The 20,422-nt window shown below is 68.9% G+C and carries 17 protein-coding genes; 13 read left to right on the forward strand and 4 right to left on the reverse strand.

From position 1 onward, the window contains the following. Nucleotides 1-169 precede the first annotated feature (169 nt). Nucleotides 170-1,000, forward strand: coding sequence for an HAD family hydrolase (locus tag Q0R13_RS20015; protein ID WP_293907285.1), 831 nt, complete (start codon nucleotides 170-172; stop codon nucleotides 998-1,000). Nucleotide 1,001: 1 nt separating this feature from the next. Here the strand turns inward: Q0R13_RS20015 and Q0R13_RS20020 are convergent, their stop codons facing one another. The 3 genes from Q0R13_RS20020 to Q0R13_RS20030 form a co-directional block, all read right to left on the reverse strand. Continuing rightward, on the reverse strand, nucleotides 1,002-2,447 hold the full coding sequence (locus Q0R13_RS20020; RefSeq protein WP_293907287.1) for an NAD(P)H-hydrate dehydratase: 1,446 nt from the start codon (nucleotides 2,445-2,447) through the stop codon (nucleotides 1,002-1,004). A gap of 74 nt (nucleotides 2,448-2,521) precedes the next feature. Beyond that, nucleotides 2,522-3,091, reverse strand: coding sequence for a histidine phosphatase family protein (locus Q0R13_RS20025; protein ID WP_293907289.1), 570 nt, complete (start codon nucleotides 3,089-3,091; stop codon nucleotides 2,522-2,524). A 3-nt stretch (nucleotides 3,092-3,094) separates the two neighbouring features. Continuing rightward, the gene (locus Q0R13_RS20030) at nucleotides 3,095-4,633 is read right to left on the reverse strand and encodes an acetyl-CoA acetyltransferase (protein ID WP_293907291.1); all 1,539 of its coding nucleotides are present in this window, start codon (nucleotides 4,631-4,633) and stop codon (nucleotides 3,095-3,097) included. Between the two features lie 238 nt (nucleotides 4,634-4,871). Between Q0R13_RS20030 and Q0R13_RS20035 the strand changes: the two genes are divergently transcribed. From Q0R13_RS20035 to Q0R13_RS20060, 6 genes are all read left to right on the forward strand, one after another. Next, nucleotides 4,872-5,210: a P-II family nitrogen regulator gene (locus Q0R13_RS20035; RefSeq protein ID WP_293907293.1), complete on the forward strand. Its 339-nt coding sequence runs from the start codon at nucleotides 4,872-4,874 to the stop codon at nucleotides 5,208-5,210. A 34-nt stretch (nucleotides 5,211-5,244) separates the two neighbouring features. Continuing rightward, on the forward strand, nucleotides 5,245-6,654 hold the full coding sequence (gene glnA / locus Q0R13_RS20040; RefSeq protein WP_293907295.1) for a type I glutamate--ammonia ligase: 1,410 nt from the start codon (nucleotides 5,245-5,247) through the stop codon (nucleotides 6,652-6,654). Between the two features lie 242 nt (nucleotides 6,655-6,896). Further along, nucleotides 6,897-7,154: a type II toxin-antitoxin system ParD family antitoxin gene (locus tag Q0R13_RS20045; protein ID WP_293907297.1), complete on the forward strand. Its 258-nt coding sequence runs from the start codon at nucleotides 6,897-6,899 to the stop codon at nucleotides 7,152-7,154. Next, nucleotides 7,151-7,447, forward strand: coding sequence for a type II toxin-antitoxin system RelE/ParE family toxin (locus Q0R13_RS20050; RefSeq protein WP_293907299.1), 297 nt, complete (start codon nucleotides 7,151-7,153; stop codon nucleotides 7,445-7,447). Before Q0R13_RS20045 ends, Q0R13_RS20050 begins: the two co-directional genes overlap by 4 nt. A gap of 94 nt (nucleotides 7,448-7,541) precedes the next feature. Then, nucleotides 7,542-8,171 (forward strand): hypothetical protein, encoded by a 630-nt coding sequence (locus Q0R13_RS20055; protein WP_293907301.1) that lies wholly within the window; start codon nucleotides 7,542-7,544, stop codon nucleotides 8,169-8,171. A 147-nt stretch (nucleotides 8,172-8,318) separates the two neighbouring features. Beyond that, on the forward strand, nucleotides 8,319-10,211 hold the full coding sequence (locus tag Q0R13_RS20060; RefSeq protein ID WP_293907349.1) for a peptidase M61: 1,893 nt from the start codon (nucleotides 8,319-8,321) through the stop codon (nucleotides 10,209-10,211). A 124-nt stretch (nucleotides 10,212-10,335) separates the two neighbouring features. Here Q0R13_RS20060 and Q0R13_RS20065 read toward each other — a convergent pair whose 3' ends face one another. After that, complete coding sequence (locus tag Q0R13_RS20065) at nucleotides 10,336-11,241, reverse strand: alpha/beta hydrolase (protein ID WP_293907303.1); 906 nt, start codon at nucleotides 11,239-11,241, stop codon at nucleotides 10,336-10,338. Nucleotides 11,242-11,406: 165 nt separating this feature from the next. Here Q0R13_RS20065 and Q0R13_RS20070 point away from each other — a divergent pair, with 165 nt between their 5' ends. The 6 genes from Q0R13_RS20070 to Q0R13_RS20095 all read left to right on the forward strand — a co-directional run bounded on the left by Q0R13_RS20070 (nucleotide 11,407) and on the right by Q0R13_RS20095 (nucleotide 20,386). Next, nucleotides 11,407-13,863: a TonB-dependent receptor gene (locus Q0R13_RS20070; protein WP_293907305.1), complete on the forward strand. Its 2,457-nt coding sequence runs from the start codon at nucleotides 11,407-11,409 to the stop codon at nucleotides 13,861-13,863. 98 nt (nucleotides 13,864-13,961) lie between these two features. Beyond that, complete coding sequence (gene parE / locus Q0R13_RS20075) at nucleotides 13,962-16,004, forward strand: DNA topoisomerase IV subunit B (RefSeq protein WP_293907307.1); 2,043 nt, start codon at nucleotides 13,962-13,964, stop codon at nucleotides 16,002-16,004. Nucleotides 16,005-16,083: 79 nt separating this feature from the next. Beyond that, nucleotides 16,084-16,566 (forward strand): TspO/MBR family protein, encoded by a 483-nt coding sequence (locus Q0R13_RS20080; RefSeq protein WP_293907309.1) that lies wholly within the window; start codon nucleotides 16,084-16,086, stop codon nucleotides 16,564-16,566. Between the two features lie 37 nt (nucleotides 16,567-16,603). Then, the gene (locus Q0R13_RS20085; protein WP_293907311.1) at nucleotides 16,604-17,317 is read left to right on the forward strand and encodes an SDR family NAD(P)-dependent oxidoreductase; all 714 of its coding nucleotides are present in this window, start codon (nucleotides 16,604-16,606) and stop codon (nucleotides 17,315-17,317) included. Between the two features lie 335 nt (nucleotides 17,318-17,652). Continuing rightward, a complete protein-coding gene (locus tag Q0R13_RS20090; RefSeq protein ID WP_293907313.1) occupies nucleotides 17,653-19,275 on the forward strand; it encodes a DEAD/DEAH box helicase in 1,623 nt (540 codons plus the stop codon). A gap of 49 nt (nucleotides 19,276-19,324) precedes the next feature. Next, entirely contained in the window at nucleotides 19,325-20,386 is a 1,062-nt protein-coding gene (locus Q0R13_RS20095; RefSeq protein ID WP_293907315.1) for a GGDEF domain-containing protein, read from the forward strand. Nucleotides 20,387-20,422 lie beyond the last annotated feature (36 nt).

Consider the following 20,422-nt stretch of genomic DNA (forward strand, 5'->3'; position numbering starts at 1 on the left):
CCTTATCGGGTCGCCCCAGACATTTTCTCCGAGGAAGGGCGCGACCCTTATCGGGTCGCCCCAGACATTTTCTCCGAGGAAGGGCGCGACCCTTTCGGGTCGCCCAGACATTTGCTCGAAACCGCGCAACCCTTATCGGGCCCGACCAGGACTGCTACTGGAACCGGCCATGAGCCGTCCTCTCGCCGTCTTCGCCTACGATTTCGACGGCACCCTGGCCCCCGGCAACATGCAGGAGCACGCCTTCATCCCCGACGAACTGGGCATGAAGCACGCCGACTTCTGGGCGGAGGTGAAGGCGCTTGCCGAGCAACAGCGGGGCGACGGCATCCTGGCCTACATGCACCTGATGCTGGAGAAGGCCCGCGAACGGGGCTTGGAGCTCAGCCTCGACAGCTGGCGCCGTCGGGGCGCGAGCCTGCGGCTGTTCCCGGGCGTCGAGGCCTGGTTCGGCCGCCAGAACGCCCGCGCCGAGACCCTGGGCCTGGACCTGCGCCACTTCATCATCTCGTCCGGCAACCGCGAACTGATCGAGGGCTCGCCCATCGCCCCCGAGTTCGAGCGTATCTACGCCTCGGCCTTCATGTTCGATGCCCGGCACGACGCGGTCGGCGCGGCGCTCGCCATCAACTACACCGGCAAGACCCAGTACCTGTTCCGCATCAACAAATGGACGCTGGACGAGTGGGACAGCGACAGCATCAACGCCGTCCAGGCCGACCGCGACAGGCCCGTGCCGTTCGAGCGGATCGCGTTCTTCGGAGACGGGCTCACCGATATCCCGGTCATGCGGGTGATGACCGACCACGGCGGCCATCCGGTCGCGGTCTACGATTCCGACAAGCCGATCACCGAGGCGGCGGCGGCAAAGCTGCTGGCCGACGGCCGCGCCCGGCTGGCCGCCGGCGGCGACTACCGCGAGGGCTCGCCCCTGGACGACCTGGCCGCCGAGATCCTGGCCGCCATGGCGCGCGGCGTCCGGGCCGAGCTGTTCGAATAGCTCAGCGCTCGTCGTAGAGGCGGCGCAGGACGGCGGGGGCCAGTCCTGGCAAGTCCTCCGAGATCAGCCCCGGTCCGTGCAGCTCGGCGGCCTCGGCGTGGATCCAGGCGCCGGCGCAGGCGGCCTCGAAGCTGTCCATGCCCTGGCTGATCAAGCCGCCGATGAAACCTGCCAGCACGTCGCCCGAGCCGGCGGTGGCCAGCCAGGGCGAGCCGTTGACGTTGACCGCCGCGCGGCCGTCCGGGGCGGCGATCACCGTGTCGGGCCCCTTCAGCAGCACCACCGCCCCGGCCTGCTCGGCGGCGCGGCGGGCCGCGGCGATCCGCTCGGGCGCGGCCTTCAGGACGCCCGGAAACAGCCGCTCGAACTCGCCGGGATGCGGCGTCAGCACGTCGTCGCGGTCCAGGACCGAGAACAACTCCTCCGGGTCGTTGCGGAAGACGGTGATGGCGTCGGCGTCGATCACCAGCGCCGCGCCCGTGCGGGCCAGGGCCAGGACGTTGAGCAGGGTGGTCTCGTTGACCCCCGCCGCCGGGCCGATCACCGCGGCGTCGGCCTGGTCGCCGGCCTGCTCCAGCTCGGCGTCGGTGTTGAAGGGCTTCAGCATCACCGCCTCCAGGTGGGCGGCGTTGGCGGCGAGCGCGTCCTGCGGCGAACAGATCGTCACCAGCCCCGCGCCGATCCGCAGCCCCGCGCGGGCCGAAAGCCGCGCCGCCCCGGTGCTCCAGCTCTCACCGCTGACCACGATCAGCCGGCCGCGCGAGTGCTTGTGCGACCGCGCGTCCGGCCACGGGAAGCGCGGCAGCCACAGCTCCGGCCCGTTCTCCACGGTCTTCGACGGCGTCTCGCCCAGGCCGATGTCGGCCACCACCACCTCGCCGCAGAGGCCACGGCCCGGCTCCAGCACATGGGCAGGCTTGCGCGCCTGGAAGGTCACGGTGAGCCCCGCGCAGACGGCGGGGCCCAGCGGCTTGCCGGTGTCACCCGGCAGGCCGCTCGGCACATCCACCGCCACCACGGTCTGAGGCCGCTTGGCCAGCTGGGTCGCCGCCGCGCCCGCCACCCCGTCGAGGGGACGCGACAGGCCCGCTCCGAACAGGGCGTCGATCACCAGGGCCTCGTCCAGCGCGCCGTTGAGCGGCCTGGTCGGTCCGTCCCACTCGGCGGCGGCGGCATTGGCGTCATCCGTGGCAGGTTCGCCCAGGGCGCGCACTTCGACCGGCCAGCCCTTGGCCTTCAGCAGCCGGGCGATCACATAGCCGTCGCCGCCATTGTTGCCCGGCCCGCACAGCACCAGCACCGGCTGCGCCCGGAACCGCTGGACCACCGCATCGGCCACCGCCTGCCCGGCCCGCGCCATCAGCATGATCCCAGGCGTCCCGGCCGCGATCGCAGCGCGGTCGGCGGCGGTCATCTCGGCGACGGTGAGTATCGGGCGTGGGGGCAAGCGGAACTCCTGGAACAAGGCGGCCTGTCTTTCACCGCCCGGCGGCGCGTTCAAGCCTTCAGGCGGCCCCGGCGCTAAAGCACGCCCGTCGCCGCCTCGGCGCCCGTCTCGATCAGGGTCAGGGTCTTGCCGTCGGTTTCCAGCACGGTGATCGAGCAGTGGTCGGGGCGGAAGGCCAGCACCTCTTCGACGCCCAGCAGCTTCGAGACCACGGCGTTGATCGCCACATAGTGCGAGAACACCGCGGTGTGGCCGCGCGAGACCAGCGAGGCGGCGATCTCGCCGCGCCAGACGTCATAGTCGAAGTCGCCCTGGATTGCCTTCCAGGTCCCCTGGAACGCCGCGCGCAGCCAGGGCCCCCGCTCGTCGGCGGTCAGCGCCTTCGGCGTCGGGATCTCGCCCACCGCGGCGTCGATCTCCGCCGTCACGCCCAGCGCCTCGGCGGTGGGCTGCGCCGTTTCGCGGCAGCGGCGCAGGGGCGAGCTGACCACCAGCCTGGGCCGTTCGTCTGCCGGGCGCGACAGCAGCCAGTCGCGCGCCGCGCGGGCCTGCAGGTCGCCGGCCTCGTCCAGCCCCGGGTCGTCGTCGTGGCCGCCCCAGGTGGCCGACGGCCGGCCGTGGCGGATCAGATAGAGACGGGCCATGGCTCAGTCCGGGGTGAAGAGGTTGAGGTCGCCAGCCTGGCTCACCACGCCCGGGCGCCCGACCTGCTCACCGACCTCCAGGCCGGCCAGGACCGCCGGATCGCTGGGCGTATTGGCCACGAACCGGCGGCCGTTCGCGTCACGCCCGACCACGATGCCCATGAACGGTCCCTCGCGCTTGTGGACGACGGTATAGGTCTCGATGCTCGCAGGGCCCTGCGGCTGTTCGATGACGTCGGGGTGCGGCAGCGCGTCGATCTGGCGCTGCAGCACGGCGGGGTCCTGGCGCTCGAACGGACCCTTCGGTGGCGTGGTCGAATAGATACCCGTGGACTGCTTGGTCAGATACCAGCCGTTGCCGGTGATCAGCCCATAGGCGCCGGGCCTGGCCCGCAGCCGTTCCAACATCACCGCGATCGAGTGCATGACGTAGTTGTTCCCCGGCCCGCCGGCATAGGGCAGGCCGCCGGTGACCGTCAGGCCGCGCGGATCGTCCAGCGACAGCCCCAGTTCCTCCGCCCCGACCTCGACCGCCACCGGGAAGCAGGAATAGAGGTCGATGAAATCGATGGCGTCCAGGCCGATCCCCGCCATCTCCAGCGCCCGCTCGCCGGTCAGCCGCATGGCCGGGCTGGAGTGGAAATCCTGGCGGTCCAGCGGGAACCACAGGTCGGCGGCGTCGGCGCAGCCGTGCAGATAGACCCACTGGCTCTCCGGCACGCCGAGTTCGCGGGCCTTGCCGACACTGGCGATCAGCACGCCGGCCGACTGGTCCACCTCCATGATGGCGTTCAGCAGCTTCGGATAGGGAAAGCCGATCATCCGGTTCTTCGCGGACACCTCGACCAGCTCCTCGGCCGAGCGCCGGACGGGGAACCAGGCCTCCGGATTGGCCGCCGCCACCGCCGTGAAGCCCGAGAACAGCTTGCCCATCCGCGCCTGGTGGTCGGCCACCGAGCGCTTGTCGCGGGCCCTGAGCGCGTTCTCGAACAGCGGATAGATGTTGATCGGCCGGTCCAGCCCGTGGCGCCCCTCATAGGGTGAATTGCCGGGCCGGGCGTCGCCCACCCGCTTGGGCGGCTCCAGGGTCTCGTCTTCCACGGCCTTCCAGTCGTCGAACCCGAGCCCCTGGCCCAGCCGCTTCATCGCCGAGCCCAGGAACTCGCAGCCCGCCGCCAGGGCCAGGTCGGTCTCGCCGCCGGCGATCCGCTCGGCCAGCAGGTTGATCAGGTACTGGGGCGTGTTGCCGCCCATTTCGGAATAGGCGCTCCAGCGCGGCGCGGCGCCGATCATCTGCGACAGGGTGGCCGGCGGGTTGCTGGCGCGCGGGATCATCCCGCGCCGGCCACCGCCTGCGTCGACCGAGTACCCGGCCACGGCCAGGGTATCGATGCCGGCCAGCCCATGGGCGCCGATTCCCGCGCCATCCGCCGCCCGTTCCGCCGCAATCTTCAGCAGAGTGGTCGGAGATGGGGAAATCGAGGGATCGCCGCGGTAGGTGAATTGGCCCGCTCCGATGAGCACCGGGGTCCGTTCGTCCATGCTGAGCCCGCCTCCCGCGACGTTTCGCCGGCCATCCTAGGCGCCGAACCCGGCCTCACAAGGCGATTCCCGGCGTGACCGTTTTTTGATCTGGCAACGCCTTTTTTTCCGGCGCCTGCCCAGTTTCCCACTCGGCCCCAACGGCAAGCAACCGAACCGTGCTTGTCGCCCTCCCGCCGCCCGTGCTGGGTCGCCGCCATCCGGCGGGCCTACAGCGTCGCTTCTCCAAGCCGAGTGCATGAAAAAGATCGAAGCCATCATCAAGCCGTTCAAGCTCGACGACGTGAAGGAGGCCCTGCAGGAGCTGGGCGTCCAGGGCATGACCGTGATCGAAGCCAAGGGCTACGGCCGCCAGAAGGGCCAGACCGAGCTCTACCGTGGCGCGGAGTACGTCGTGGACTTCCTGCCCAAGATCAAGATCGAGATCGTCGTGGCCGACGACCAGCTGGACCGCGCCGTCGAAGCCATCGCCAGCGCCGCGCGCACCGGCCGGATCGGCGACGGCAAGATCTTCATTTCCGACATCGCCGAGGTGGTCCGCATCCGCACCGGCGAGACCGGGTCCATCGCCATCTGACCATCAGACTAACTTCAAGAAGGGGACTTCAGCCATGGCCACCGCCCAAGAGATCCACGCCCTGATCAAGGAGAAGGACGTCAAATACGTGGACGTGCGCTTCACCGACATGCGCGGGAAGATGCAGCACGTGACCTTCGACATCGACCTGGTCGACGACGAGTTCCTCAACGACGGCACCATGTTCGACGGCTCGTCGATCGCCGGCTGGAAAGCCATCAATGACAGCGACATGAAGCTGCGTCCCGACCTGGACTCGGCGATCATCGACCCGTTCTACCAGCAGACCACGCTGGCGCTGTTCTGCGACGTGGTGAACCCGGACGCCGGCACCCCCTACGACCGGGACCCGCGCTCGATCGCCAAGGCGGCGCTCAACTTCGTGAAGTCGGCCGGCATCGGCGACACGGTGTTCTTCGGTCCCGAAGCCGAGTTCTTCATCTTCGACGACGTCAAGTGGTCGGTGCTGCCGCACAACACCGGCTATTCCTATGACGCCAGCGAACTGCCGATCAATTCCGGCAAGACCTATGACGAGGGCAACATGGGCCACCGCCCCGGTCCCAAGGGCGGCTACTTCCCGGTGAACCCGGTCGACAGCGCCCAGGACCTGCGCGGCGAGATGCTGGCGGTCATGGGCGAGCTGGGCATGAAGCCCGAGAAGCACCACCACGAGGTGGCCCCCGCCCAGCACGAACTGGGTCTGAAGTTCGACACCATGATCGTCATGGCCGACCGCCTGCAGCTCTATAAGTATGTCGTGCAGAACGTCGCCCACGCCTATGGCAAGACGGCCACCTTCATGGCCAAGCCGATGTTCGCCGACAACGGCTCCGGCATGCACGTCCACCAGTCGATCTGGGGCGACGGCAAGCCGCTGTTCGCCGGCGACAAGTACGCCGGGCTCAGCCAGATGTGCCTGTGGTACATCGGCGGCATCATCAAGCACGCCAAGGCGATCAACGCCTTCTCGAACTCGACCACCAACTCCTACAAGCGCCTGGTGCCGGGCTACGAAGCCCCGGTGAAGCTGGCCTATTCGGCCCGCAACCGCTCGGCCTCGATCCGCATCCCGCACGTGGACAGCCCCAAGGGCAAGCGCCTGGAAGCCCGCTTCCCGGACCCGATGGGCAACCCCTACCTGACCTTCACGGCCCTGCTGATGGCCGGCCTGGACGGCATCATCAACCAGATCGACCCGGGCGCCCCGGCCGACAAGAACCTCTACGACCTGCCGCCCCGCGAGCAGAAGAAGATCCCGGAAGTCTGCGGATCGCTGAAGGAAGCCCTGGAAAACCTCGACAAGGACCGCGGCTTCCTGAAGGCCGGCGGCGTCATGAACGACGAGTTCATCGACGCCTATATCGAGCTGAAGATGGAAGAGGTCATGCGCGTCGCCATGCACCCGCACCCGGTCGAATTCGAGATGTATTACAAGTGCTGATCGGCGTAAGCTGATGTGAGAGGGGGCCGCGGAGCGATCCGCGGCCCTTTTCGTTTCCGCCGCCAGCGCGGCCCCATCGTCACCTCCCCCGCGAAGCGGCGGGTGATTCCGGTGACAGTGCACTTAGCCGATCGGACCGTGTCTCGACGGGGCAATTGAATGCCCTGTCACCGTAATGGCGGCGCTCCGAACTTGATAATAGTTGATAAGAGAACTACGCTCCGATCCGACGGAGGATGGCCATGATCAGCGCCGACCTGGGCTCACAGCTCGAGAATTTCGTCAGCCGCCTCGTGGAGACCGGCCGATACAACTCCAAGAGCGAAGTTCTTCGCGAGGGCGTGCGCCTGGTTCAGGAGCGGGAAGCCCGGCTTGCGGCCCTCGACCGTTCGATTGAACGCGGCTTGGCCGACGCTGACGCGGGTCGGACCCAGCCGGCCGACGAGGTCTTCGATCGCCTGGAAGCGAAGTATCGCGCCATGGCGCAGCCAAACGAATGATCGTCGAGCTCACGGCGGAGGCCGAGAGCGACCTGGAAGCGATCGGCGACACGATTGCGGCCGACAACCCTCGGCGGGCGCTGAGCTTCGTCCTCGAACTGCGGGAAACGTGCTTCGACCTCGGCGATCTGCCGGAGCGCTGTCCGCTGGTCCCACGCTTCGAGTCCAAGGGGGTCAGGCGCCGGGTCCAAGGCCGCTACCTCATCTTCTACAGCGTCGGGACGAAAAAGGTGGTGGTGATCCATGTCCTGCCCGGGGCGATGGACTATGAGCCGATCCTGTTTCCCGACTGAGTCCGAGGGTTGCGGAGGGCCGGCCCACACGTTTTCCCACTGCCCCTCACCCGCTACGTCCACTTCTGTCGCACCCCCGTGTTCCCCTCCCCGCATGATCGACGCGGACGCCCTTCACGAGGCCGAACAGCAGGCGCTGGGCCAGTTGGCGCAGATGGACCTGGCGCTGGCCGCGCGGCTGCACGCCCTGGCCATGGCCTCGGACGACCCGAAAGAGATCGCCGACCACACCCGCAGCTATCAGCGCGCCGGCCGCTGCGTGCGCCAGACGATCATGCTCGCAGCCCGCCTGCGCCACGATCGCGAGCGTCATCGGCTGGCCACCACGCCGTCCGCCCGGTTCGCGGTGTTCGACGACGATCCCGACCTGTCGCGGATCGACCGGTCGCGGATCGACCCTGGGGAGATGCGCGTCGACGGCAGGGTCATGGACCTGCAGGAGGCCGCCTCGCGCATCGTGGCCCAGGCCTCGCCGCCAGACACCCCACGCGCCGAACGCCTGGACGCGCTGGACCGCATCGACGCCTGGATCGACCGAGAGATCGACGACCACGAGGACTTTGGCGTCCAGGACCTGGACGAGCACGTCCTCAGCCTCTGCCGCGCCTTCAATCTTCCCGAAGCGCTCGGCCGCCGCTACCGCGACCTGCCCCGCGCACCCCGCGAGGAGGACGACCCCGACCCTGGCTACACCTTCGAAGACCGGCGCAGCGATACGGGGTGAGACCCTGGAGCCGCCGCCGCCGCCATCGCGATGCGACCAGCGGGAGTTGAGGCGCGGGGCAAACCGGTCTTAGAAGCGTAACAAAACCGCGCCCCAGGAAACGCCGCCTTGAAATCAGCGCTCTTCGCCTTCGCCGCCGCGCTCGCCGTGGCGGGGCCGCTCCATGCCGATCCGCTGGAAGGCCCCCAGCCCTACCCCATGCCGCCGCCCATCCCGGCCCCGCGCGACGTGGCCTATCCGGGCGTGCTCAAGCTGACCGTGGACGCCACCGACGTGGAGCGGCGGATCTTCCGCATCCACGAGACCATCCCGTTGGCCGGCCCCGGCCCGATGATCCTGCTCTATCCACAGTGGGTTCCGGGCGGCCACTCGCCGCGCAACGCGCTTTACGACTTGGCCGGCCTAGTGGTGCGCGTGGGCGGCCAGGTGATCCCCTGGACCCGCGATCCGGTGCAGGTCTTCGCTTTCCACGTCACCCCGCCGCCGGGCGCCGGCAGCCTGGAGGTCGAGTTTCAGTACCTCTCCCCCACCGCCGGCGACCAGGGCCGGGTGGTGATGACGCCCGAGATGCTGAACGCCCAGTGGCTGAACCTGGCGGTCTATCCGGCCGGCTATTTCAGCCGCCGCATCCAGATCGAGCCCAGCATCCGGCTGCCCGCCGGTTGGGGTTACGGCACGGCCCTGGAGACCGCGGCCGTCGAGAACGGGGTCATCCGCTTCAAGCCGGTGGAGTTCGACACCCTGATGGACTCGCCGATGTTCGCGGGCCGCTACTTCAAGCAGTATGACCTCGACACCTCCGGCAAGTCGCCGGTGCGCCTCAACATCGTCGCCGATCGCCCCGAATTGCTGGCCGCCAAGCCGGAGCAGATCGAGCTGCACCGCGAGCTGGTCCGCCAAGCCGACCGGCTCTACGGCGCGCGGCACTACAACCACTACGACTTCCTGCTGGCGCTGAGCGACCGGCTGGGCGGGATCGGCCTGGAGCATCACCGCTCCAGCGAGAACGGCGCCGATCCGGAATACTTCATCGACTGGGACAGCGACGCCCCCAACCGCAACCTGCTGCCGCACGAATACAACCACAGCTGGGACGGCAAATTCCGCCGCCCGGCCGACCTGTGGACGCCGAACTTCAACGTCCCCATGCGCGACAGCCTGCTGTGGGTCTACGAGGGCCAGGACCAGTACTGGGGCTATGTGCTGGGCGCCCGCTCGGGCCTCAACACCAAGGAACAGACCCTGGACGCCCTGGCCATGACCGCGGCGCAGTACTCCACCGGCCGGCCCGGCCGCCAGTGGCGATCGGTGGAGGACACCACCAACGACCCGATCGTCGCCGGCCGCCGGCCGATCCCGTGGACCAGCTGGCAGCGCAGCGAGGACTACTATTCCGAGGGCCAGCTGGTCTGGCTCGACGTCGACACGCTGATCCGCGAGAAGTCCGGCGGCAAGAAGTCCCTCGACGATTTCGCCCGCGCCTTCTTTGGCGTGAAGGACGGCAGCTATACCGAACTGCCCTATACCTTCGACGACGTGGTCAAGGGGCTGAACGACGTCCTGCCCTACGACTGGTCCGGATTCCTGACCACCCACATGCGCGATGTGGCCCCGGCCTTCCCGCTGGAGGGCCTCGGCCGCGGCGGCTATCAGCTGGTCTACACCGAAAAGCCCACCGAGTTCTGGAAGAACAACGAGGCCGGCCGCAAGACGGTCGACCTGACCTATTCCATCGGTTTGGGCCTGGGCCGCGAGGCCATGATCACCAGCGTGCTGTGGGACGGCCCGGCCTTCAAGGCGGGCCTCAGCGTCGGCAGCAAGATCCTGGCCGTCAACGGCATCGCCTACGACACCGACAAGCTGAAGGAGACGATCACCGCGGCCAAAGCGTCGAGAGACCCGATCACCCTGATCGTCAAGGATGGCGACCACTTCCGCGTCGTCGCCCTCGACTACCACGACGGCCTCCGCTACCCCCGCCTCCAGCGCCTCCCCGGCAAGCCCGACCTGCTGGGCAAGATCTACGAGCCGCTGAAGTAGGGGTTGGGCCGCGGGTCACCGCCGCACTCCGCGCTTCAACCCACCCAGCGTTCGTCATCCCGGGCCTTGTGCCGGGGATGATGATCATCAAGAGGAAGGGCCGCCACGAATGCGCCGCCGTCCCCTACCCGAACCGCTCCCCCATCCACGTCCCGGCGATGCGGATCGCGCGGCGGGCAGCCTGGAGGCCGCCGCCCCAGGCGTGGAAGACGTGGATCATCTCGGGCCAGACCTCCAGGCGCACCTCGACGCGGGCGTGGGCCAGGACGTCGGCCATGGTGATCGAGTCGCTGAGCAGCGCCTCCTCGGAGCCGGTCTGGATCAGCACCGGCGCCACACCCGTGAAGTCGCCGAACACCGGCGAGGCCAGCGGGTCGTGGGCGTCCAGGCCGCCCAGATAGGCCAGGGCGTTGCTGTCGAGGCCGTCCTTGGAGATCATCGGGTCGCTGTCGGCCTTGGCGGCGTAACTGGCGCCAGACTGGGTCAGGTCGGCCCACGGGCTGATGACGAAGTAGCCGGCCGGCTGGGCCAGGCCCTCGGCCTTCATCGCCAGGGCCAGCGCCAGCGTCAGGCCGCCACCCGCCGAATCGCCGGCCACCACGATCTGGCCGGGCTCGGTCCCGCCCGCCAGCAGGGCCCGATAGACCGCCACGGCGTCCTCCACCGCGGCCGGGAACCGGTGCTCCGGCCCCAGCCGATAGTCGGCGGCGACGGCGTTGGCCCGGGCCGCCTCCGCCAGCCGCGCCACCAGCGGCCGGTGGCTGCGCGGGCTGCCGGCGGTGTAGGCGCCGCCGTGCAGGTAGAGGATGGCGCGGGTGTCCAGCGCCCCCTGCGGAACCACCCGCTCGCACCGCACCCCGCCCAGGGTCAGCGGTTCATGGAAGCAGCCCGTCGGCAGGGCGCCCATCTCGCCCATGGCGTCCATGGCCTGGCGGTGCTCAGCGAACGACGGCGGCGCGCCGGGATCGGGCTGCCGCGCCGCCAGCAGCGCCCGCACGCCGGCGATCTCAGGATCCTTCCAGCTGGTCACCGTCGCCCTCCCGCCCCGAAGCCCGCTCGCTTCCGTCATCATGGCGCCGATCCGTGGTCCGGCGCGACCGCCGTCATCGAACCGTGGCGGAACTGTCGGCGCGCCGTCGCATGGCCTGCCTATGCCTCCGCTGCGACGCAGCATTGCGTCGACCGGGGATAGACAATGCAACGCAACATCCAGGGCGCGCGCCGCGCGCACCTCTGGGCCACTTCCGCCGTGGCCGCCCTCTTCGCCGCCACCGCCGCCCATGCGGCAGAGGCCACCGCCGACGATTCGGCGGCCACCGCCGTCGCCGAGGTCGTGGTCACCGCCGCCCATGAGACCCGTTCGACCGTGGCCCTGGAGACCCAGGAGATCCAGAAGGTGGTTCCCGGCGCCAGCCCGCTAAAGGCGCTCCAGACCCTGCCCGGTGTGCTGTTCGTGACCGCCGACCCCTGGGGCAACAACGAGCAGAACGAATCGCTGTTCGTGCACGGCTTCTCGACCCAGCAGCTGGGCTACACCCTCGACGGCGTACCCCTGGGCGACCAGCAGTACGGCAACTACAACGGCCTCTCGCCGTCGCGCGCCATCACCAGCGAGAACGTGGCCCGCGTGGTGCTGTCCTCCGGCGCCGGCTCGCTGGGCGTGGCGTCCACCAGCAACCTGGGCGGGGCGATCGAGACCTTGTCCCGCGATCCGTCCAAGGACCGCACGATCAACCTGCGCCAGACGCTCGGCAGCTATCGCACCACGCGGACCTTCGTGCGCGTCGACAGCGGCGACCTGGGCGGCGGCAACAGCCTCTACGTCTCCTACCTGCACCACGATGCGCGGGCCTGGGATTTCAAGGGCCACCAGCGCGACGACCAGGCCAACCTGAAGTTCGTGCATGAGGACGAGCGCGGCAAGCTCACCGCATATGTCGACTGGCAGACCAAGGTGGAGCCGAACGAGGACGCCACCAGCTTCGGCACGCAGCAGACCGCCGCCGCCGCCGGCTTCACGCCCTACACCCGGCCGTTCTACTACCCGAACCTGGCCGCCTGCTCGACCAGCCTGACCGGCGGCCCCGGCACGCCGCCGGTGGCCCAGGGGACCAATTTCTCCAACTGCTTCAGCGCCGCCCAGCGCAGCGACGTGCTGGCCTATGTGAAATACGACTGGAAGGTCGCCCAGGGGGTCACCTGGTCGAACCAGGCCTACTACCACTACGACTACGGGCGCGGCATCGTGGCGGGGCCGATCAACCAGGCCGGCCTGCCCGGCCTGTTCGCAGCCTATTTCCCGCAGCTGGTGGTGGGCTCGAACACCAGCGCGGCGACGCTGACCAACATCTCCAACCTGTTCGGCGGCACCGGCAACGAGGTCCGCACCACCGAGTACCGCATCAACCGCGGCGGGGTGATCTCCACCCTGACCTGGCAGCTGGGCGACCACCAGATCGAGGCCGGCGGCTGGTTGGAGCACAACGAGCCGGCCCAGCACCGGGTCTGGTACCCGTTCCTGGCGGCCAACAACGACCTCAGCCCCTACGACACGCCCAAGGGGCCGGCGGTGTTCATCCAGTACTATGCGCAGTTCTTCACCAACGACATCCAGTTGCACCTCCAGGACCAGTGGAAGATCCTGCCCAACCTGCTGCTGCAGGCCGGCGTGAAGTCCAGCCTGCAGGACGCCACCGGCAAGTTCCGTATCAACCAGAAGAACGCCGCCACCGCGGCGGTCCCGGTGGTCTTCCCGTCGGGCAGCATCACCTCGAACAAGTGGTTCCTGCCGCAAGTGGGCGCGCTGTGGGAGCCGACCGACCACGAGCAGGTGTTCGTCAACGTCCAGGAGAACCTGCGCCAGTTCATCCCTTACGGCGCCGGCAGCAACTTCTACGGCTTCTCGCCCTGGAGCCTGGGCACCCAGGCCGCCTTCGAGCTGTTCAAGACCACGGTGAAGCCGGAGACCTCCTGGACCTACGAAGCCGGCGTGCGCACGAACCGCGAGGTGGAGCTGGGCCCGCTGACGGGCATCAGCGGCCAGATCAGCGCCTACCACGTCAACTTCCGCAACCGGCTGCTGAACATCGCGCCGTTCAACTTCATCAACCCGGCGCCGGCGATCCTGGCCAACGTCGGCGGGGTCACCACCAACGGCATCGACGTGGCCGGCACGCTGAACTTCGGGCCGCACCTGCACCTTTACAATGCGCTGTCCTACAACCGCACGAAGTACGACTCCGACTATCAGAGCGGCACGACGGTGGTGGGCGGGGTGACCCAGCCGGTGACCATCGCCACCGGCGGCAAGCGGGTGCCGCTGACCCCCACCTGGCTGAACAAGACCATCCTGGGCGGCAGCTATGGACCCTTCGAGGCCCAGATCAGCGGCGACTACATCGGCAAGCGCTATGTCACCTACCTCAACGACCGGTCGGTGAAGTCCACCTTCGTGGTCGGGCTGGAGGCCAGCTACACCTTCGACCTGCCCCAAGGCGGCCTGGTGAAGGGCGCGCAGGTCAGCGCCAACATCACCAACCTGTTCGACAAGACTGGCGTCTCCACCGCCGTGGTGACCAGCAACTCCGGCGGCTACCAGGCCTTCCCGCTGCCGCCCCGGATGGGCTTCGTGACGGTGTCGGCGGACTTCTAGGCAGCTTCGGCCGCGCGGCGTTATGCCCGCGCGGCCGCATTGCCCCGGCGGCTGGCGGGAGCCATACGAGGGAACGAATCGCGTCACCTTCAGGCTCCATGCCCAAGTCAGCGTCCCAGCCCCTGCCCGACCTCTTCAACGACGACGCCCTGAACCCCGTGCCGGCGTCGCCGCTGGCGGAGAGTCACGAGCCGATCCCGGGCAAACCTTCCGGCTATTCGGCCAAGGACATCGAGGTCCTGGAGGGGCTGGAGCCGGTCCGCAAGCGGCCCGGCATGTACATCGGCGGCACCGACGAGCGGGCGCTGCACCACCTGTTCGCCGAGGTCCTCGACAACGCCATGGACGAGGCGGTCGCCGGCCACGCCAAGCTCATCGAGGTGACCCTGGAGGCCGACGGCTCGCTCAGCGTCAAGGACGACGGCCGCGGCATCCCGGTCGACCCGCACCCCAAGCATCCCGGCAAGTCGGCACTGGAGGTCATCATGACCGTGCTGCATTCCGGGGGTAAGTTCTCGGGCAAGGCCTACGAGACCTCCGGCGGCCTGCACGGCGTCGGTGTCTCGGTGGTCAACGCGCTGTCCGAGCGCGTCGAGGTCACCGTCTGGAAGGACGGCTTCGAATGGCGCCAGGCTTTCACCCGCGGCAAGCCGATCGGGTCGATCGAGAAACTGGGCCCGACCCGCAGGAAGGGCACCCAGATCCGCTTCGCCCCCGACCCGGTGATCTTCGGCGAGGGCGTGGCGTTCAAGCCGGCGCGGCTCTACCGGATGGCGAGGTCCAAGGCCTACCTCTTCGGCGGCGTCGAGATCCGCTGGACGTGCGATCCCTCCCGCATCCAGGACCAGACCCCCGCCGAGGCGGTGTTCCGCTTTCCCAACGGCCTGGCCGACTTCCTCGCCGAGCGGATCAAGGGCCTGGAGACCGTGACGCCCGAGCCCTTCGCCGGCCGCTGGGCGCGCCCTGGCGAGACCGGCAAGGTCGAGTGGGCCGTGGCCTGGACCCCCGCCGGCTTCGGCGAGGCCGACAGCTTCATGCAGTCCTACTGCAACACCGTGCCCACGCCGGAAGGCGGCACCCACGAGGCCGGCTTCCGCGCGGTGCTGACTCGTGGGCTGAAGCAATACGCCGAGCTCACCGGCGAGAAGCGCGGCGCGATCATCACCGCCGACGACGTGGTCTCCCAGGCCGGCGCCCTGGTCAGCGTGTTCGTCGCCAACCCCGAGTTCCAGGGCCAGACCAAGGAACGCCTCTCCTCCTCCGACGCCCAGAAGCTGGTGGAGAAGGCGTTGGCCGACCCGTTCGACCACTGGCTGACCGCCCAGCCCAAGGCCGCCAGCGCCCTGCTCGAATTCGTCCTGGAGCGGGCCGAGGAGCGCCTCAAGCGCCGCAAAGACAAGGAGGTCGCCCGCGCCTCGGCCACCCGCAAGCTGCGCCTGCCCGGCAAGCTGGCCGACTGCTCCGGCTCGGCGATGGACGGCACCGAGCTGTTCCTGGTCGAGGGCGATAGCGCCGGCGGCTCGGCCAAGCAGGCTCGCAATCGCCGGACCCAGGCGATCCTGCCCCTGCGCGGCAAGATCCTCAACGTCGCATCGGCCTCCACCGACAAGTTCGGCGGCAACAAGGAGCTCTCCGACCTGATGCTGGCGCTGGGCGCGCAGGCCGGCGCGAAGTACCGCGACGAGGACCTGCGCTACGACCGCATCATCATCATGACCGACGCCGACGTCGACGGCGCCCACATCGCCAGCCTGCTGATCACCTTCTTCTACCGCACCATGCCCGACATGATCCGCGGCGGCCGCCTGTTCCTGGCCCTGCCGCCGCTCTACCGGATCAGTCACGGCGGCAAGTCCGCCTACGCCCGCGACGACGTCCATCGCGACGAGCTGCTGGCCACCGAGTTCAAGGGCAAGAAGCCCGACATCAGCCGCTTCAAGGGCCTGGGCGAGATGATGCCGGCCCAGCTCAAGGAGACCACCATGGATCCGGCGAGCCGGACCCTGGCCAAGGTCACCCTGCCCCGCGCCGAAGAGCCGGTGGAGGACCTGGTCGAAGCCCTGATGGGCCGCAAGCCCGAACTCCGCTTCCGCTTCATCCAGGAAAACGCCGAGTTCGCGGTGGGCGATCTGGACGTCTGAAACCCTCAAGCGATCACCGTAGCCACGTGTCACGCGCGCGGTTCGTTGGTATGGAGCCACGATCACCTTCGGACTCCTCATGAACGCCCCCATCGTCGTCGCCGCGGGTCTTACCGTCCTCCTGCTCGCGTTCGGGGGCCTCACAACGAATGTCGGGCCCTGGTATCGCGACCTGCGAAAGCCATCCTGGAACCCGCCGAACTGGGCGTTCGGGCCGGCCTGGACGCTGATCCTGGGCCTGGCGGCCTGGGCCGGCGTCTCGGCCTGGACCAGCACCGTCGACTCAGCCGCCCACCTGCGGATCGCGATCCTGTTCGCTGCGAACATCGTCTTCCACGCCCTCTGGAGCCCGCTGTTCTTCAACTGGCAGCGACCGGACTGGGCCTTGATCGAGGTCCCGTTCCTCTGGCTGTCGATCGTCGCCCTGATGGTCGGCCTGACGCCCCTGTCCCCGCTGGCCGGCCTCCTGCTGACGCCGTACCTGCTCTGGGTCTCGTTCGCGGCGGTGCTCAACCTCGCCATCGTGCGCCTCAACCGCCCCTTCGGCGTCCGGCCGGGATAGGGTGGGATTGCGCCCATTCGCGCCGAAAGGCTTAAACATGACCCGCTCAAACGCTGCCGACCTTGGCCGTTCGATCCTAATCGTCGGCGCGTCGCGCGGCCTGGGCCATGCGATGGCCGCCGAATTCGCCGGACGCGGTTGGCGCGTCGTCGGCACGGTGAGAGTCGCGGGAACCCAGCTCCACAGCCTGGCGGCCGAGCGCCCCGACGCCGTCGAGATCGAGACGCTGGACATGACCGACCACGACCAGATCCGCGCCGTCCGTGACCGCCTCTCCGGCCGCCCATTCGACGTCGTCTTCATCAACGGCGGGATCGTCAATCGCGCGCCCTCGGACACCACGGCCGACGTCTCCACGGCGGAGTTCACCCACGTCATGGCCACCAATGTGCTGGGCGTCATGCGCGCCGTCGAAGCGCTTGGCGGCCTCGTCCGGACGGGCGGGGTGATCGGCGTAATGTCCTCGGGCCAAGGGAGCATCGCCAACAACGCCAACGGTACAAACGACGTCTATCGCGCCAGCAAGGCGGCGCTGAACCAGGCCATGGCCAGCTACGCCGGCCGACATGCCGACCACGGGCGGGCGATAGTCCTGATGGCGCCCGGCTGGATCCGCACGGACCTGGGCGGCCCCGGCGCGCCGTTCGGGGCCGAAGACGCCATGCCCCAGATCACCGACACGCTCATCGCCCAGCTGGAAACCCCCGGCCTGCGGTTCCTCGATCGCCACGGCCAAGCCGTGCCCTGGTGACGCGAAGGAGCCTTGTGCAGGGGGCGGTTCGTCAAGGCCGCTTTGCGCGAGGAGCGGACGCTGAGACCTCCTCCATGAGCGGACACTCCTTACGGGGCTTGATCGGTCAGTCGGTTCCGCGCCGGCGCCCCGGGAGGCAGAGCAAAGCCGGTGCTCATGGCCCGCGCGGTGGACGGCAATATTCAGGCGCCGCGCGTCGTCGATGAACCGTAGCGGCGCCTGCGCGTTGACTTGGCGTGGGTTGACCGTATGTTCCGCCGCGCGTGGCGATGTCCGTCCGCGCCGCCGCGTTGCGCCAGCTCAATCATGACTGGGCGCCGCCCCACCGGTACCGAATGACCGAATTTGCTAACCTAGGCCTGTCGCAGCCGACCCTGAACGCCGTCATCGGCGCAGGCTACACCATCGCCACGCCGATCCAGGCCGAGGCGATCCCCTATGCCCTGGCGGGCCGCGACGTGCTGGGCATCGCCCAGACCGGCACCGGCAAGACCGCGGCCTTCACCCTGCCGATGATCGACAAGCTGGCGGCCGGCCGCTCCAAGGCCCGCATGCCGCGCGCCCTGGTGATCGCGCCCACCCGCGAACTGGCCGATCAGGTCTCGATGTCGTTCGAGAAGTATGCCAAGGCCCAGAAGCTCTCCTGGGCGCTGCTGATCGGCGGCGTCTCGTTCAAGGACCAGGAGTTGAAGCTGGACCGCGGCGTCGACGTGCTGATCGCCACGCCCGGCCGGCTGCTGGACCATTTCGAGCGCGGCAAGCTGCTGATGACCGGCGTCCAGATCATGGTCGTCGACGAGGCCGACCGGATGCTCGACATGGGCTTCATCCCCGACCTCGAACGCATCTTCAAGCTGACCCCGGTCAAGAAGCAGACCCTGTTCTTCTCGGCCACCATGCCGCCGGAGATCACCCGGCTCACCAAGCAGTTCCTCAACGACCCGATCCGCATCGAGGCTTCGCGCCCGGCGACGACGGCCGAGATGATCACCCAGAACATCGTGCGCATCCCGACCGCCGACCCGAAGGCCAAGCGAACCGCGCTCAGGATGCTGATCGACCGGGACGACGTGAAGAACGGCATCGTGTTCTGCAACCGTAAGGCTGAGGTCGATGTCGTCGCCAAGTCGCTGAAGGCCCACGGTCTGGACGCCGCGCCGATCCACGGCGACCTGGACCAGCAGACCCGCATGCGCACCCTGGAGAGCTTCCGCAACGGCTCGCTGCGCCTGCTGTGCGCCTCCGACGTCGCCGCCCGCGGCCTGGACATCCCCGACGTCAGCCACGTGTTCAACTATGACGTGCCGCACCACGCCGACGACTATGTGCACCGTATCGGGCGCACCGGCCGGGCCGGCAAGTCGGGCCAGGCGTTCATGATCGTGACGCCCGCCGACAGCCGCAACCTCGACAAGGTGTTGAAGCTGATCGGCAAGGTCCCCGAGGAGATCAAGCTCGAGGGCGTCGACTGGGCCAGCATCAAGGACGAGCCGCGCGCGGCGCGTGGCGGCGGCCGTGAGCGCGGCGCCCGCGAGCGCAGCGGCGGACGCGACCGCGACCGCCGGCCGCGCGAGGACCACGGCCACCGCGCCGACACCGCGCCGATCGAGGCCCCCGCCGTCCAGGCCGAGGCCCCCGCCCGCCCGCCCCGCGCCGAGCAGGCCCCCCGCGCCGAGCGGCCGCCCCGTACTGAGCGCCCGGATCGCGGCGAGCGCCCAGACCGCGCTGCACGCCCCGATCGCGCTGAACGCTCCGAGCGGGTCGAACGCCCGGCCGAGCCGATGCGGGCGGAGCGTTCGGAACGGCCGGAACGCAATCGCGATCGGAGTCCCCACGACCGCGAGCGGCACGACCGCGATGGACCGGACCGCGACGGGGGCGATCGGGTCGTCGGCTTCGGCGCCGAGACGCCGGCCTTCCTGATGCGCGCGCCGCCGCCGCGACCCGCCGACGAATAGCGTTCGGCTTTAACAGGTCGTTTGGGGTCCTTCCGTAGGGTGTGGCCTTATGTCGTCGGAACTCGATTCTATTCTGCGCAGCCCCAAGGCCTATCTCTGGGCCCGCAAGGCTATCGAGGCCATGGAGACCCACCGCGTGTGGCCCACGGCGCTCAACTTCGAGCTGTGGCTGCACTACGTCGCCGCCAAGGACAGCGAGGTGGCCGCCGAGATCAACACGGTCATCAACTCCGGCGAGCACTTCACCGACCAGATGGGCGAGGAGATTGCGTCGCACCACCTGCCCGCCGCCAAGCTGAGCGGCGAGATCCTGACCGCCGGCAAGAACCTGTCGAAGGAGCTGGACGTGGTCTCCCGCGCCATCGAGACCGCCCGCGAGACCAGCGAGCTCTACGGCCAGCAACTGGCCACCGCGAGCCAATCGCTGGGCGAACAGGGCGACCAGTCGGTCCGCACCATGGTCGAGACCCTCTCCAACGCGACTCAGAAGGTGCGCGAGGAGAACCAGGCTCTTGAAACCCAGCTCGCCGACACCACCGACGAACTCGGCCGCCTGCGCGAACACCTGGAGCAGGTGCGCCGCGACGCCATGACCGACGCGCTGACCATGCTGTCCAACCGCAAGGCCTTCGACGAATCGCTGGAGCGGGCCTGCGAGGCGAGCGACGCCCGGGGGGCGCCGCTGACCCTGGCCGTCGTCGATATCGATCACTTCAAGATGTTCAACGACACCTGGGGCCATCAGACCGGCGACCAGGTGATCCGCTATGTGGCCAGCGTGATCGGGCGCGTCGGCGGCGAAGGCGTTCGTTTCTCGGCCCGGTACGGCGGGGAGGAATTCGCGGTGATCTTCCCCGGCGAACGCAGCGACGTGGCCCTGGCGGCCCTGGAGCAGGCCCGCGAGGAGATCTCGTCACGCACCCTGAAGCGCCGCTCCACCAACGAGGACCTGGGCGCCATCACCATCTCGACCGGCATCGCCGAGCACCGGCGCGGCGACCCGCCGGTGGCCCTCCTGGAGAGCGCTGACGGGGCGCTCTACGCCTCCAAGCGCGCCGGCCGCAACCGCACATCGCTGGCCGACATAGGCTCCTCGACCCGCGCTGCCTAACAGCGCGTCAGGCGTTTTTCCTTGGCTGACGCGGGG

The sequence above is a fragment of the Phenylobacterium sp. genome, assembly GCF_025351295.1.
In the GTDB taxonomy this organism is placed as follows: domain Bacteria; phylum Pseudomonadota; class Alphaproteobacteria; order Caulobacterales; family Caulobacteraceae; genus Phenylobacterium.

Coding starts and splice junctions, on each gene's coding strand:
- Q0R13_RS20030 (WP_293907291.1), bottom strand. CDS start 4,633: ATGGACGAACGGACCCCGGTGCTCATCGGAGCGGGCCAATTCACCTAC.
- parE (WP_293907307.1), top strand. CDS start 13,962: ATGCCCAAGTCAGCGTCCCAGCCCCTGCCCGACCTCTTCAACGACGAC.
- Q0R13_RS20095 (WP_293907315.1), top strand. CDS start 19,325: ATGTCGTCGGAACTCGATTCTATTCTGCGCAGCCCCAAGGCCTATCTC.
- Q0R13_RS20055 (WP_293907301.1), top strand. CDS start 7,542: ATGATCGACGCGGACGCCCTTCACGAGGCCGAACAGCAGGCGCTGGGC.
- Q0R13_RS20045 (WP_293907297.1), top strand. CDS start 6,897: ATGATCAGCGCCGACCTGGGCTCACAGCTCGAGAATTTCGTCAGCCGC.
- Q0R13_RS20090 (WP_293907313.1), top strand. CDS start 17,653: ATGACCGAATTTGCTAACCTAGGCCTGTCGCAGCCGACCCTGAACGCC.
- Q0R13_RS20050 (WP_293907299.1), top strand. CDS start 7,151: ATGATCGTCGAGCTCACGGCGGAGGCCGAGAGCGACCTGGAAGCGATC.
- Q0R13_RS20070 (WP_293907305.1), top strand. CDS start 11,407: ATGCAACGCAACATCCAGGGCGCGCGCCGCGCGCACCTCTGGGCCACT.
- Q0R13_RS20035 (WP_293907293.1), top strand. CDS start 4,872: ATGAAAAAGATCGAAGCCATCATCAAGCCGTTCAAGCTCGACGACGTG.
- Q0R13_RS20015 (WP_293907285.1), top strand. CDS start 170: ATGAGCCGTCCTCTCGCCGTCTTCGCCTACGATTTCGACGGCACCCTG.
- Q0R13_RS20080 (WP_293907309.1), top strand. CDS start 16,084: ATGAACGCCCCCATCGTCGTCGCCGCGGGTCTTACCGTCCTCCTGCTC.
- Q0R13_RS20085 (WP_293907311.1), top strand. CDS start 16,604: ATGACCCGCTCAAACGCTGCCGACCTTGGCCGTTCGATCCTAATCGTC.
- glnA (WP_293907295.1), top strand. CDS start 5,245: ATGGCCACCGCCCAAGAGATCCACGCCCTGATCAAGGAGAAGGACGTC.
- Q0R13_RS20025 (WP_293907289.1), bottom strand. CDS start 3,091: ATGGCCCGTCTCTATCTGATCCGCCACGGCCGGCCGTCGGCCACCTGG.